Genomic DNA, 13367 nt, shown 5'->3' with positions numbered 1-13367 from the left:
CCCAGGCGCTACAAAATTCAAAGACCTGAATGAGGTATGTATGACCCACCCCCGCTGGCTACGCAACGTGCGCCCCTACGGCGCCCCCGCCGAAGACCTGCTGATTGAAAAAGGCCGCTTCACCCAACGTCGTCCGGCCTCGAGCAGCGACCTGCTGCCCACCGACATCGACGGCCAGAACCAGCTGCTCACCGGCAGTCTGGTGGAAAGCCACGTTCACCTGGACAAGACCCTGTGGGGCCAACCCTGGCGCCCGAACAGCGCCGGCCCGACCCTCAAGGACTACATCGCCAACGAGCGGCGCATCCTGCGCCAGGTCACCACGCCGATTGCCGACCGCGCCGGCGCCCTGCTGGAAAACTGCATCGCCCGCGGCTCGCTGACCATGCGCTGCCATGTCGACATCGACCCCGAGTTCGGCCTGCGCCACGTCGAGGCCATGCAACAACTGCAGGAACGCTACCGCGACCTGATCGACCTGCAACTGGTGGTGTTCCCGCAAACCGGCCTGATCAGCCGCCCCGGCACCGCCGAACTGATGCGCCAGGCCATGGCCATGGGCGTGGAGAACGTCGGCGGCCTCGACCCTTGCGGCATCGACAACGACCCCATCGCGCAACTGGACTTCGTCTTCGAACTGGCCAGCGAATTCGACCGCGGCGTGGACATCCACCTGCACGACAAGGGCGAGTTGGGCCTGTGGCAGATTAAGCTGATCGCCGACTACACCGAACGTTTCGGGCTGCAGAACCGCGTAATGATCAGCCACGCCTATTGCCTCGGCATGCTGCCGTGGAGCCAGGTCAAACCGGTGGCCGAGCGTCTGGCGGCGCTGGGCATTTCGCTGATGAGTTCGGCGCCGGCCGATACCGCCGTGCCGCCCTTCCTCGCCCTGCGCGAAACCGGGGTCAACGTCTGCCTGGGCTCCGACGGCATTCGCGATGCCTGGTCGCCCATGGGCAACGGCGACATGCTCGAACGAGCGATGCTGCTGGCCTTGCGTTTCGATCTGAACAAGGACGAGGAACTGGCGGCGGTGTTCGATGCAGCCTCGGTCAACGGCGCCAAGGCACTGGGTCGTGAAGGCCGCACCGTGGAGATCGGCCAGCCGGCGGACTTCCTGCTGATGCCGGTTCACACCCTGGGTGAAGCCGTGGTCGCGCGGCCTGTGCGCCAGGTGTATCGCGGCGGGCAACTGATCGCGTCCGGCGGCCGTTTGCTGGAAAGCCGTCTGTGAAGCGCATCGGCCTCAAGGCCAGTTGCGTGGTCGGCTACGACGGCACGCAACATGTGCTGTGGCGCGATGGCGAGGTGGTGTTCGAAGGCTCGCGGATCGTCTTCGTCGGCCGCGATTATGCGGGGCCGGTGGATCAATGGATCGACCATGGCAACGCGCTGATCGGCCCCGGCTTCATCGATCTGGATGCCCTGGGCGATCTCGATTCCACGGTGCTGACCCTGGACAACGGCGACGAGCGCCAGATGGGCCGGATGTGGTCCGCCGAGTACCTGGCCCGCGGGCCCCGTGAGAGCTACAACTTCGATGAAGAAGTGTTCAAATACCGCTACGCCTTCACGCAACTGATCCGCAACGGTATCACCACGGCGATGCCGATCACCTCGATGTACTACCGCGAGTGGGCGGAAAACTACGACGAATTTTCCGCGGTGGCGGGCATCGCTTCCGAGCTGGGGCTGCGGACCTACCTCGGCCCCTGCTACATGAGCGGCATGAGTTACTGGCAGGCCGACGGCACCCTCGCCCATCACTGGGATGAAGATCGGGGCCTGGCGGGGCTCGAGGCGGCCGAGCGGTTTTTCAAGGATTTCGATGGCGCCAGCGGCGGCCTGATTCGCGGCGCGCTGCTGCCCGACCGGATCCAGACCTGCACCCCGACGCTGCTGCAACGCACCGCCGCACTGAGCCGCGAACTCGACGCGCCGATGCGCCTGCATTGTTGCCAGGGTCTGGGTGAAGTGGCGATGGTCGAGCAGTTGCGCGGCGCCTCGCCCCTGGCCTGGTTGCAGCAACTGGAGCTGCTGACGCCGCGCAGCCTGCTGCCCCACGGCATCTACACCCGTGGCGAAGACGACTTGCAGCGAGTGGTGGACGGCGGCACCAGCCTGGTGCATTGCCCGGTGGTGTTCGCCCGCGATGGCGAGGCCCTGAATTCCTTCGGCCGTTATCGGGCCAAGGGCATCAATTTCGCCCTGGGCACCGACACCTGGCCGGCGGACTTGCTCGACAACATGCGCCAGGGCCTGAACATCGCCCGTTTGATGGAAGGCGGCAATTCGCTGACCAGCGCACTCGACCTGTACAACGCCGCCACCCTCGGCGGTGCCAGGGCACTGGGGCGTGACGACCTCGGCCGCCTGGCGCCCGGCTGCAAGGCCGACATCACCGTCTTCAGCCTGCGCGGCATGCACCTGGGGCCGTTGTTCGACCCCCTGAAAAACCTGGTGCTGGCCGGACGTGGCGACGACTGCATCGCCAGCTACATCGATGGCCGCTGCGTGATGCAGGACGGTCAGGTCAACGGCATCGACTACGCCAGCCTGCAGCGCCAGGCACAACAGCAATTCGAAACCCTGATGCGCAGTCACAGCGACCGGGCCTTCGGCCGACCGGACTGGAAAACCCTGTTCCAGCCGGCCATCCCGTTCGCCGACGACTACAGCGCACAGGCGCCCTTGAGCGCCATCGATCCACTTCTTTAGAGACTTCTGCCATGCAAAGCTTCGACTTCAGTCAACTGAAACCGCGGGAAAAATACAAAATCCTGATCGGCAGCGTGGTGCCCCGGCCGATTGCCCTGGTCACCACCGTCGATGGCGAAGGCCGGGTCAACGCTGCGCCCTTCAGCTTTTTCAACGCGCTGTCGGCAGACCCGCCCATTCTCGCCCTGGGCGTGGAGAACTACGGCGACCACAGCCCCAAGGACACCACGCGCAACATCCAGCTCAACCAGGAATTCACCGTCAACATTGTCAGCGATGCGCTGGTGGAGGCCATGAACGTCTGCGCCGTACCCTTCGCCCCCGGTTTCGACGAACTGACCGCCGCCGGCCTCACCGCCATCGCCGGCACCACGGTCAGATGCCCACGCATCGGCGAAGCCCCGGTGGCGCTGGAATGCCGACGGATGATGGCGCTGAACATCGGCCAGTCCCGGGAGATCATTTTCGGTGAAGTGCTGATGGCCCACGTGCGGGACGAACTGATCGACCCGCAAACCCTGTACATCGATCAACTGGGCCTGGACGCGATCGGCCGCATGGGCGGCCATGGCTATGCGCGTACGCGCGACTACTTCGACCTGCCGACCCGCTCATTACAAGCATGGACGGATGCGCCCGGAGGTGGTGAGCGGTTCTGGCCCAAATGACCTGCACCCATGACCTGTAGGAGCGAGGCTTGCTCGCTCCTACAGGGATTTCATCCAGCCAAGGGGCTTGTAGGAGCGAGGCTTGCCCGCGAAGGCGGTGTGCCAGGCAATTGAATGTTCCGGCTTCTTCGGGCAAGCCTTGCGCCTACAGGGCGTCCGGTCCGGGGTGATGATCAGTGGAAGTCACGACTACGCACGGTAATGCCGTCCAGCAGTGAACTCAGGTCACTCAAGCGTCCGGCGATCAGGTGGCGGACTTCGCCTTCCTTTTCCCAGCGCCCGTCGACCTTGAGCAGTTGCGAGCCCACCAGCACCCGGCGCTGGCGGTCGGCGAGGTCGCGCCAGACCACTACGTTGACGTTGCCGAACTCGTCTTCCAGGGTGACGAAGGTTACGCCGCTGGCGGTGCCCGGTCGTTGTCGGCCGGTCACCAGTCCGGCGATGCTCACCGGGCGACCGTGTTCGACCTCCAGCAATTCCCTGGAACTGCGGCAACGCCGGGCCTTCAATTCACCGCGCAACAAGGCCAGCGGATGCGGGCCGAGGGTGGTGCCGACGCTGGCGTAATCGGCGCGCAGGTCCTCGCCGACCGTGGGCTTTGGCAGCACGATGGCTTCCTCTTCGTGCCGGGGCAGGCCGGCGAACAGACCGAGTTGTTTCTCCACCCCCGCCACTTCCCAGCGCGCCCGATGGCGATCACCGGCCATGCCGCGCAACGCCCCGGCATCGGCCAGCAGCTCCCGGGCACGGGCATCCAGTTGCGCCCGCTCGCCAAGGTCGGCGATGTCGGCAAACGCGCCCTTGCCTCGCGCGGTCTCGATACGCCGCGCATCCTCTTCGCGAAAGCCCTTGATCATGCGCAGGCCCATGCGGATCGCCGGTTGCGCACCGGCCACCGGTTCCAGGCTGCAATCCCAGTCACTGGCGCGCACGTCCACCGGACGAATCTGCAAACGATGGCGGCGCGCGTCCTGCAGGATCTGGTCCGGGCTGTAGAAGCCCATCGGCCAGCTGTTGATCAGCGCACAGGCGAACGCCGCCGGCTCATGGCACTTGAGCCAGCAGCTGGCGTAGGTCAGCAAGGCGAAACTGGCGGCGTGGGACTCGGGAAAACCGTAGCTGCCGAAGCCTTTGATCTGCTCGAAGATCTGCGCGGCGAACTCGGCGCTGTAGCCGTTTTTCTTCATGCCGGCAGCCAGGCGTTCCTTGTGAGGTTCAAGCCCGCCGTGGCGTTTCCAGGCCGCCATGGAGCGCCGCAACTGATCCGCCTCGCCGGGGCTGTAGTCGGCGGCGACAATGGCGATCTGCATTACCTGCTCCTGGAACAGCGGCACGCCAAGGGTCCTTTCCAGCACCACCTTGAGCTCCGGTGACGGATAGGTCTCGGGCTCCTCCTTGTTCCGCCGTCGCAGGTACGGATGCACCATCCCGCCCTGAATCGGCCCCGGCCGCACGATGGCCACCTCGATCACCAGATCGTAGAAGGTCCTGGGCCTGAGGCGCGGCAGCATCGACATCTGCGCCCGGGACTCGATCTGGAATACGCCGATGGTGTCGGCGCGACTGATCATGTCGTAGGTCGGCCGGTCTTCGGACGGAATCGTCGCCAGGCTCAGATCCAGATTGCGGTGCCGACGCAGCAGGTCGAAACAGCGGCGGATCGCGCTGAGCATGCCCAACGCGAGGATATCGACCTTGAGCAGGCCGACCGCGTCGAGGTCGTCCTTGTCCCATTGAATGATCGTACGGTCGGCCATGGCGGCGTTTTCCACCGGCACCAGGGTGTCCAGCGGCTGTTCGGAAATCACGAAGCCGCCGGGGTGCTGCGACAGGTGCCGGGGAAAGCCGATCAGTTGCCCGGTCAGGCTCAGGACCCGGCGCAACACCGGGCTTTCGGGGTCGAAACCGCCCTCGAGCAGGCGCTCCACGGGCGGGGTTTCATCGCTCCAGTGACCGCAGCAGTCGGCCAGCGCGTTGATCTGGTCCGGCGGCAGGCCCAGGGCCTTGGCCACATCGCGCACGGCACCGGCGGCGTGATAAGTGCTGACCACCGCGGTCAAGGCCGCGCGGCCCCGGCCATAACGACGGAAAACGTATTGCAGGACTTCTTCACGCCGTTCGTGCTCGAAATCCACATCGATGTCCGGCGGCTCGTTGCGCTCCTTGGACATGAAGCGCTCGAACAGCAGCGTGGTTTTGTCCGGGTCGATCTCGGTAATGCCCAGGGCGTAGCAAACCGCCGAGTTGGCCGCCGAACCACGCCCCTGGCAGAGAATGTGCTGGTCACGGGCGAAGCGCACCACGTCATGCACGGTGAGGAAGTAGCTCTCGTAGCCAAGCTCGGCGATCAGTTCCAGTTCCTTGTCGATCTGCTCCAGCACCTTGGCGGACGCACCGTTTTTCCAGCGCCAGGCGATGCCTTCCTCGGTCAGTTTGCGCAGCCAGGCACTGGCGTTATATCCGTCGGGCACCAGCTCCTTAGGGTATTGATAACGCAACTGCTTCAGATCGAAGGTGCAGCGCCGGGCCACGTTCAGGGACTCCTCCAGCAGCGCCGGCGGATACAGCTCGCGCAAGACCTCGAGACTGCGCAAGTGGCGCTCGCCGTTGGGGTGCAGGCGCAGCCCGGCGTCGGCCACCGGCAGGTGATGGCGGATCGCGGTCATGGTGTCCTGCAAGGCGCGTCGACCACGGGCGTGCATGTGCACATCGCCGCTGGCCACGGCCGGGATGTCCAGCGCCCGGGCCAGCGCCAGCAAATCGTGCAGGCGCCGGGTGTCGTCCTGGCCGCAATGCAGTTGCACCGCCAGCCACAGGCGTCCGGCGAACACCTCTTTCAGCCAGCGCCCCTGCTCGACGTCATCCACCGCGTCCGGCACCCACAGCGCCAGCAACCCCGGTAACGACTCGCTGAAGTCGTCCTTGAGGATCTGGTACTGGCCTTTTTGCGTCCGCCGACGAGCCTGGGTGATCAGCCGACACAGGTTCTGGTAGCCCTCGAGGTTCTCCACCAGCAGCACCAGTTTTGGGCCGTTTTCGATGCGGATTTCGCTGCCGATGATCAGCGGCAACTCCACGGACTTTGCCGCCTGCCAGGCGCGGACGATGCCGGCCAGGGTGCATTCGTCGGTGATCGCCAGGGCCTGATAACCCTGCTTTTTTGCCCGTTGAAACAGCTCCAGGGCGCTGGAGGCACCGCGCTGGAAACTGAAGTTCGACAGGCAGTGCAGTTCGGCATAGTCGGCGCTCATGCGAACCAGCCCTGCAGCCACAACGGGCCGTCCTCGCCGACCGCGCGCCAGGCCCAGCCCTGCTGGCCGGTGCGGGTTTCGATCAGGTAGTAATCGCGGCGCACGTCGTCGCCATCCCACCAGCCGGTCTCGATCCGCTCCGGGCCCATCAGGATGCGCGTCGAGTGTTCGTGCAGCGCCTGCGGTTCGGTCAGCAGCCAGCCCGGGCGCTTTACGCTCGGCAGCGGCACACATGGCTGACTGTCGACACGGGCCTGCCAGGCGCATTCGGGGCGGTGATCGGCCTGAAAGCGCAGGCCGTGCACCGCGTCATCCCCCAGCCGCGCGCGCAGGCGTTCACGCAGTTGCTCCCAGGGCAAAGACTGCTGCGGACGGTCATCGAACAGTTCCTGACGTTGGGGCACGAAGGCCGGCAGGTCTTCGGCGCGCAGGCGAAAGCCGCGCACCGGAGCCTCGACCTGGACTTGCTCCAGCCGCCCGCGGGCCAGTTCGAATAGCATCGCCGCATCGCGTTCGGCGCTGAGCAGGCCGACCTTGATCACGCTGTCGGGCAATCCGGCGTGCTCCAGGTGCAGGTCGAAGCGCTGCACCCCGCTGTCGCGGCCGCAGAGGAACGCCGACAGATCGCCGGTCAGTCGACGTAATGGAAACAGCAGGGCCTGATGGGATTGCACATCGAAGTTGAGCTCGATGCGCACATCGAAACGATCCGGCGGCAGGTAGAACGCCAACGCCAGCCGCCGAGTGCCGAGCAAGGTGTCCAGATGCTTGAGTACCTGGGCCTCGAAACGCCGGGCCAGACTCTGCCGCGGCAACGCCTGCATCTGGTTCAAGGTACGCAGCCCCATGCGCGACAGGGCCGTGGCGACATTGACCTCCAACCCGATGCGGTCGACGGGCAATTGCCCCAGGTGATACTGCAGGGCCTGATCGTCGGGGACCACCAGGCCGTCATAGGCGTTGGCCAGGACCCGCGCGGCCACCGGGTTGGGCGCGGCGACGATGCGATGGCGAAAGCCCAGCTCGCCGAGCTCGGTGCGCAGCCGGGTTTCGAATTGAGCCCAGTCGCCGAACAGGCCCAGGCTGGATTCGATCTCGAACACCACCGCACGGGGGTAATGCACGCTGACCTGGGAGCTGAAGCGATAGGCCCAGGCCGCCAGAAACTGCTGCCAGTGTTCGATCTCGGCGGCGTCGTATTCGGCGGTGGCGAAACCTTTGCTCAGTGCCTGGGCGGCGGTCATCGACTGGCCGGGACGCAACCCCAGCTCCCGTGCCGAGGCATTGACCGCCTGCAAGACACGACGCTGCGCCGGGCCGGTCAGCAGCGCCAGCGGTTCGTCGGGGTCGCTGCGCTGACGCAGGACCGCGTCCAGCGCCAATTGCGGGAACAGAATGCACACCCAGCGCATGGCAACCTCAATGCCCCACGGGGAAGGCAATCGGCGCCGAACGGGCCAACCCGCCCCGGCACTTGAGCACGCGCAACTGCGCGGGCCTGGCATCGATGGCGATGCGCAGGGCCGCGGGCGACGGGTTGATCGCTTCATGGATCGAGCGGTAGGCAAAAGCCAGGGTCGAGCCGGTTTCCGCCGCCACCTGCAAGCGCCGCAACGCCCGGTCATCGGCCTTGTGCGGCCAGCACAGCACCGCGCCGCAGCTGCCTGAACGCAGGCATTGCTCCGCCGCCCACAGGGCATCGCGCTCGCTGGCTTCTATGATCGACAACTGGCGCAGATCGACCCCGGCGCTCTGCCAGGCCTGGGGATACGGCACGAACGGCGGCGCCACCAGCACGATGCGCTCGCCCGCCGCCGACAGCCGCGCCAGCGTCGGCCACACCAGTTGCAGCTCGCCCACGCCCTGCCCGGCCAGGAGGATTTCGCTCAGTGCCGCTTCCGGCCAGCCTCCGGTCGGCAGCGCCGCATCCAGCGCGGCATGCCCGGTGGGCTGCGGACTGGCGCTCGGCGGCGCAGGCCGGCCCTTCCAGACCTGACCGCCATTGAACAGCGTGTCCAACGCAACGACGGCACCCATCAGCCTTGCCTCACCAGGCCACAGAACACCCCTTCGATCGCGAGGTCCTGACCGGGCACGACGACGATCGGCTCATAGGCCGGGTTGCGTGGCAACAGCCGAACCGTGTCGCCTGTCCGTTCGAAGCGCTTGATGGTCACTTCACCGTCCAGGCGCGCCACGACGATCTGGCCGTTGACCGCCTCGGGGCTGCGGTGCACGCCCACCAGATCGCCATCGAGAATGCCGTCCTCGATCATCGAGTCGCCGCGAACCCGCAGCATGTAGTCCGGCGTTCGGGAGAAAATCGCGGGGTCGAGCAGCAGGCGGCTATGAACCTCGGCGTCGGCGCCAATCGGCGCACCCGCTGCTACCCGCCCCAGCACCGGGATGTCCAGCAGTTCGGGGCGCGCAGGTTGACCGAGCAGACGGATGCCTCGGGCCTGATGCGGATTGACCTCGATGAAACCGGCTTCGGTCAGCGCCAGCACATGCTTGCGCGCCACGCTGCGGGAGGCAAAACCAAAAGCCTCACTGATTTCAGCGAGGCTCGGGGACTGACCATGCTCGGCGATTCGCTCGCGGATGAAGGTCAGGATGGCGGTACGGCGGGGAGTTAGAGTCGTCATGGAGTACATTTGTACTCTTTTGCGATTTCTCTGACAAGATTTTGTGGACGACCTGTAGGCGCGAGCTCGCGATGGAGATTCAGACAGCGCGGGGTGTCAGGCAGCCAGCGTTATCGTTGACGACCATCGCGAGCGTGCTCGCTCCTACAGGGTTTGTGGCTGTACGCAAATTCTGTGAACAACCCAAAAACCTGTGGGAGCGGGCTTGCCCGCGAAGGGGCCGGCACATTCAGCATTGATGCGGCCTGACACACCGCCTTCGCGGGCAAGCCTCGCTCCTACAGGGGGCGGGGGTCGTCGGTCAAGCCGCGGGAGGCGAGGAACCGGGCGATGTAGTCGATGAACGCCAGGACCTTGGCCGTCGCCCGGCGGTGGCTGGGGTACACCGCGAGGATGTGCGCGCCGAAGCTGTCGGGGTCGATGTCGTAGTCGGCCATCACTCGTACCAGTCGCCCGTCGGCGATGTAGGGGGCGGCGCTCCACAGGGGCGTGTGCAGCAGGCCGCGGCCGGCCAGGGCGTTGGCCAGCAGCAGGTCGTAGTTGTCGCTGCGCAGGCGCGGCGATGAGGGTTGCGGCAGGCTCAGGCGCTGGCCGTCGCGCTCGACCCACCAGAATTCGCGGCTGAGCAGCGGGTGGCGGTATAACAGCCATTGGTGCTCGTCGAGGGTTTGCGGGGTGACCGGCAGCGCCTTGCGCGCCAGGTATTCAGGACTGGCGCACAGGGCCAGGCGATTGCTGCCGACGATGCGGGCGATCAGCCCCGGCAGATCGTCATGGCCTTCACGCAGGGCCAGGTCATAGCCGCTTTCCACCAAATTCACGAACTCATCGCACAGGTCCACCTGCAGATCGATTTGCGGGTACTGCTCCAGAAAACCGCCGCAGACCTGATCGAGAAACGCCTGGCCGTAAGCCAGCGGCGCGGTGATCTTCAGGGTGCCGCGCAAGCCATGCTGCAACTGCTCGATCTCCTCGCCCGCCTCGTCCAGCCGTTGCAACACCTGGCGCGCGGTTTCCAGATAAAGCCGCCCGGACTCCGTCAGCGAGATCCGTCGGGTGCTGCGCTCGAACAGCCGGGCACCGAGTTCGGTTTCCAGGTGATTGACCGCCTTGGTCAGGGCCGACGGGGTCTTGCCCATCTGCTCGGCGGCACGGCTGAAACTGCCCAGTTGCGCCGTCACCACGAACATTTTCAACGCACCCAACTTGTCCATATTTTTTCCATTCCGGCAAAAACGTTTTTCGTGAGCGAAGCGTTCTGCTGCGCCCTGACAGTCACTAATCTGGCCATCAGACGCAATAACAAGGAAACATTCAATGAAAAGATTCATCCCGAATCTACTGATGGCCGCTGTGAGTTTTGCCTCGTTGGAAGCCATGGCCGCCACGGATCTGGTCCTGCTCAATGGCAAGATTTTCACCGCCGACCGCGCCAATCCCAAGGTGCAGGCCCTGGCGGTGCAGGACGGCAAGGTGCAGCAAGTCGGCAGCGATGCGCAGATCAAGGCCTTGATCACGCCCAATACCAAAGTGGTGGACCTGGGCGGCAAGGCCCTGATGCCCGGCCTGATCGACACCCATTCCCACTCGATTTTCGGCGGCCTGGAAATGGTCTCGGCGAACATGGAAGACGAAGTCGTCGATGTCGACGAACTGGAAAAACGCCTGCGCGGTTGGCGCGACGACGGCAAGGCCAAACATGGCGATGTGCTGAGCGTGGCCGGCATGAGTTCGGCCTACTGGTCCCAGGCCGAAGCCCTGGGCAAGAAGTTCAACAACGGCGAATGGGCCAAGGTGCCGGTGGTGTTCACCGGCAGCGACCACCACACCGCCTGGGCCAACAGCGTCATGCTCGAACGCGCCGGCATCGATGCCGCGTTGCTGAAGAACCTGCCGGATGCCGAGAAAGGCACCATCGGCCAACTCGCCGACGGCAGCCCCAACGGTTTCGTGGTGGATGCCGGCTGGGATCGCGTGGCGACGAAGATGCCGGTGCCGACCGCCGCCGACATGCTCACAGCGGCGCAATCTGCCCTTCGCTACAACAACAGCCTGGGCATCACGGCCTGGATGGACCCCGCTGCCAACGCCGCCCCCGGCGAGCCGGTGTACGCGCTCAAGCCCACGGAGAAAACCGTCGGCGTGCTGCCGGCCTACAAGGCGCTGGCCGAAACCGGCGGCATGAGCGCCCACGTTGCCGCGCTGCTGGTGGCCAATCCGAAAAGCGTGCCGGCCGATCTCGATGTGCTGGACAAGGTCCGCCAGCAATTTCAGGGTGTTCCCAACCTGACCCTGCCTGGCATCAAGATCTTCGCCGACGGCGTGATCGAATACCCGGCGCAGAGCGCGGCGATGATCGATCCTTACAGCAACTCGCATAAACAAGGCGAACTGCTGATCGATCCGCAGCACTTCGGCGAGCTGGTCAGCGCCATCGATCAACGCGGCTGGCTGGTGCACATTCATGCCATCGGCGACCGCGCGGTGCGCGAGTCCCTGAACGGGATCGCCCAGGCGCGCAAGGATCGCCAGAGCGGCGTGACGCACTCGGTCACTCACCTGCAGATGGTCAATCCGAAGGAGTTCGCCCGCTTCAAACCGCTGAACGTGATCGCCTCGATGCAGTTGCTGTGGGCCTCGGCGGACGACTACACCACGGACATGATCAAGCCTTACGTCAGTGCTGCGGCCTTCCGTTATCAGTACCCGGCGCATTCGCTGCTCAAACAGGGTGCGACCATCGCCGGCGCCAGCGACTGGCCGGTGTCTTCGCCCAACCCGTTCAACGCCATGGCCCAGGCCATGACCCGCACCGGCCCGATGGGCGTGCTCAACGCCGACGAGCGCCTGGACCGCGAAACCATGTTCTACGCCTACACCCTCAACGCCGCGCGCACCATTGGCCTTGAGAAGCAGATCGGCTCGCTGAGTCCCGGCAAGCAAGCCGACTTCATCGTGCTGGACCGCGATGTGTTCAGCGTCGACGACAAGGCCCTGCACGACACCCAAGTGCTGCAAACCTGGTTCGCCGGGCGCGAAATCTACACCGCCACTCCTTGACCACCGCAAACCTGTAGCAACTGGCGCAGCCTGCGTCCGGCTGCGAAGCCGTCGTTAAACCTGAGTACCGGATCTTTCTGGCACACCCCGCCGCCTGGAATTGCGACTGCTTCGCAGCCGGACGCAGGCTGCGCCAGCTGCTACAGGGATCGTGGTCGCCATTGAGCCTTGCCCCGAAAAACTGCCCATAACAATCACAATAGCGGGACGCAACCCATGAAAGCCTTGACCCTGTTCGCCCTCGGATCCCTGAGCGTGCTGCCGCTGTGCAGCCAGGCGATACCCTTGAATGACGACTTCGCCGTACTGGTGGACCTGACCCTGGCCAGCGATTACCGCACCCGCGGCATCTCGCAAACCCAGAACGACCCGGCGATCCAGGCCGGCACCACCCTGACCCACAGCAGCGGCCTGTACCTGGGGGCCTGGAGTTCCAATGTCGATTTTGGTGGTGGTTTGAAGACCCGCCAGGAAATCGATTACTACGGCGGCTGGCTGTGGGAGGCGACTGAAGAGGTCAGCCTGGATCTGGGATATCTGAAGTATTCCTACCCGAAGGAAAGCCAGTTCAATCAGAGTGAGGTCTACGGGATTCTCAGTGTCTACGGGGTGAAACTCGGGGCCTACTACTCCGACGATGCACCGGGCGTCGACAGCAAGCAGAACTCGCTTTACAGCTATGTGGGCTACGAAACCCAACTGCCCTACGACACCGGTTTGAAGCTGCGATACGGCAACATGGACTTCAAGGACCCGCACCTGTACTCGGCCTCCGGCCACGCCGAGGATTCGTACCGCGAATGGGAGGTCAAGCTGAGCCATGAACTGGCGGGTGTGATGCTAGGGTTGAGCTACATCGACACCGATTTGTCGAAGAGCCAGTGCGCCAGTAACTGGGGGTTCGATGATGTGTGCAGCGCCACGGTGGTGGCGAGCGTCAGCAAAGTCTTCTGATACACATGGACCCATTGTGGGAACGAGCAGGCTCGCTCCCACGGTGTTTTGTGTCGAACACGCGATCC

Annotated in this window: 10 protein-coding genes; 5 read left to right on the top strand and 5 right to left on the bottom strand. The window is 64.9% G+C overall.

Annotation, left to right across the window (positions count from 1 at the left end):
• Positions 1–40: 40 nt before the first annotated feature.
• From HNO86_RS18930 to HNO86_RS18920, 3 genes are read left to right on the top strand one after another with little or no spacing between them, the layout of a single operon-like run.
• A complete protein-coding gene (locus HNO86_RS18930; protein ID WP_175378462.1) occupies positions 41–1237 on the top strand; it encodes an amidohydrolase family protein in 1197 nt (398 codons plus the stop codon).
• Entirely contained in the window at positions 1234–2721 is a 1488-nt protein-coding gene (locus tag HNO86_RS18925; protein ID WP_175378461.1) for a chlorohydrolase family protein, read from the top strand. The genes HNO86_RS18930 and HNO86_RS18925 overlap by 4 nt, the downstream gene beginning before the upstream one ends.
• An 11-nt stretch (positions 2722–2732) precedes the next feature.
• A complete protein-coding gene (locus tag HNO86_RS18920) occupies positions 2733–3389 on the top strand; it encodes a flavin reductase family protein (RefSeq protein ID WP_175378460.1) in 657 nt (218 codons plus the stop codon).
• Positions 3390–3562: 173 nt separating this feature from the next.
• On the opposite strand, the gene HNO86_RS18915 is transcribed toward HNO86_RS18920, so the two are convergent.
• From HNO86_RS18915 to HNO86_RS18895, 5 genes are all read right to left on the bottom strand, one after another.
• On the bottom strand, positions 3563–6661 hold the full coding sequence (locus HNO86_RS18915; protein ID WP_372242542.1) for an error-prone DNA polymerase: 3099 nt from the start codon (positions 6659–6661) through the stop codon (positions 3563–3565).
• Positions 6637–8052 carry a DNA polymerase Y family protein gene (locus tag HNO86_RS18910; protein WP_175378458.1) on the bottom strand — a complete coding sequence of 472 codons (1416 nt, stop codon included), beginning with the start codon at positions 8050–8052 and terminating at the stop codon, positions 6637–6639. Before HNO86_RS18910 ends, HNO86_RS18915 begins: the two co-directional genes overlap by 25 nt.
• Before the next feature lie 7 nt (positions 8053–8059).
• Positions 8060–8677: a translesion DNA synthesis-associated protein ImuA gene (imuA, locus tag HNO86_RS18905; protein ID WP_175378457.1), complete on the bottom strand. Its 618-nt coding sequence runs from the start codon at positions 8675–8677 to the stop codon at positions 8060–8062.
• Entirely contained in the window at positions 8677–9294 is a 618-nt protein-coding gene (lexA, locus tag HNO86_RS18900; protein WP_175378456.1) for a transcriptional repressor LexA, read from the bottom strand. Before lexA ends, imuA begins: the two co-directional genes overlap by 1 nt.
• 269 nt (positions 9295–9563) lie before the next feature.
• On the bottom strand, positions 9564–10499 hold the full coding sequence (locus HNO86_RS18895) for a LysR family transcriptional regulator (protein ID WP_175378455.1): 936 nt from the start codon (positions 10497–10499) through the stop codon (positions 9564–9566).
• Positions 10500–10602: 103 nt separating this feature from the next.
• On the opposite strand from HNO86_RS18895, the gene HNO86_RS18890 reads away from it, so the two are divergent.
• Complete coding sequence (locus HNO86_RS18890; RefSeq protein ID WP_175378454.1) at positions 10603–12345, top strand: amidohydrolase; 1743 nt, start codon at positions 10603–10605, stop codon at positions 12343–12345.
• A gap of 216 nt (positions 12346–12561) precedes the next feature.
• On the top strand, positions 12562–13299 hold the full coding sequence (locus HNO86_RS18885; RefSeq protein WP_175378453.1) for a TorF family putative porin: 738 nt from the start codon (positions 12562–12564) through the stop codon (positions 13297–13299).
• Positions 13300–13367 lie beyond the last annotated feature (68 nt).

It is taken from the genome of Pseudomonas sp. C1C7 (assembly GCF_013359595.1).
Lineage (GTDB): Bacteria > Pseudomonadota > Gammaproteobacteria > Pseudomonadales > Pseudomonadaceae > Aquipseudomonas.
This window is presented reverse-complemented; position numbering and strand designations above follow the sequence as displayed.

Excerpts from the sequence above, each read along its gene's own strand:
- HNO86_RS18885 (WP_175378453.1), top strand. The coding sequence starts at position 12,562 with ATGAAAGCCTTGACCCTGTTCGCCCTCGGATCCCTGAGCGTGCTGCCG.
- HNO86_RS18930 (WP_175378462.1), top strand. The coding sequence starts at position 41 with ATGACCCACCCCCGCTGGCTACGCAACGTGCGCCCCTACGGCGCCCCC.
- HNO86_RS18895 (WP_175378455.1), bottom strand. The coding sequence starts at position 10,499 with ATGGACAAGTTGGGTGCGTTGAAAATGTTCGTGGTGACGGCGCAACTG.
- HNO86_RS18890 (WP_175378454.1), top strand. The coding sequence starts at position 10,603 with ATGAAAAGATTCATCCCGAATCTACTGATGGCCGCTGTGAGTTTTGCC.
- imuA (WP_175378457.1), bottom strand. The coding sequence starts at position 8,677 with ATGGGTGCCGTCGTTGCGTTGGACACGCTGTTCAATGGCGGTCAGGTC.
- HNO86_RS18910 (WP_175378458.1), bottom strand. The coding sequence starts at position 8,052 with ATGCGCTGGGTGTGCATTCTGTTCCCGCAATTGGCGCTGGACGCGGTC.
- HNO86_RS18920 (WP_175378460.1), top strand. The coding sequence starts at position 2,733 with ATGCAAAGCTTCGACTTCAGTCAACTGAAACCGCGGGAAAAATACAAA.
- lexA (WP_175378456.1), bottom strand. The coding sequence starts at position 9,294 with ATGTACTCCATGACGACTCTAACTCCCCGCCGTACCGCCATCCTGACC.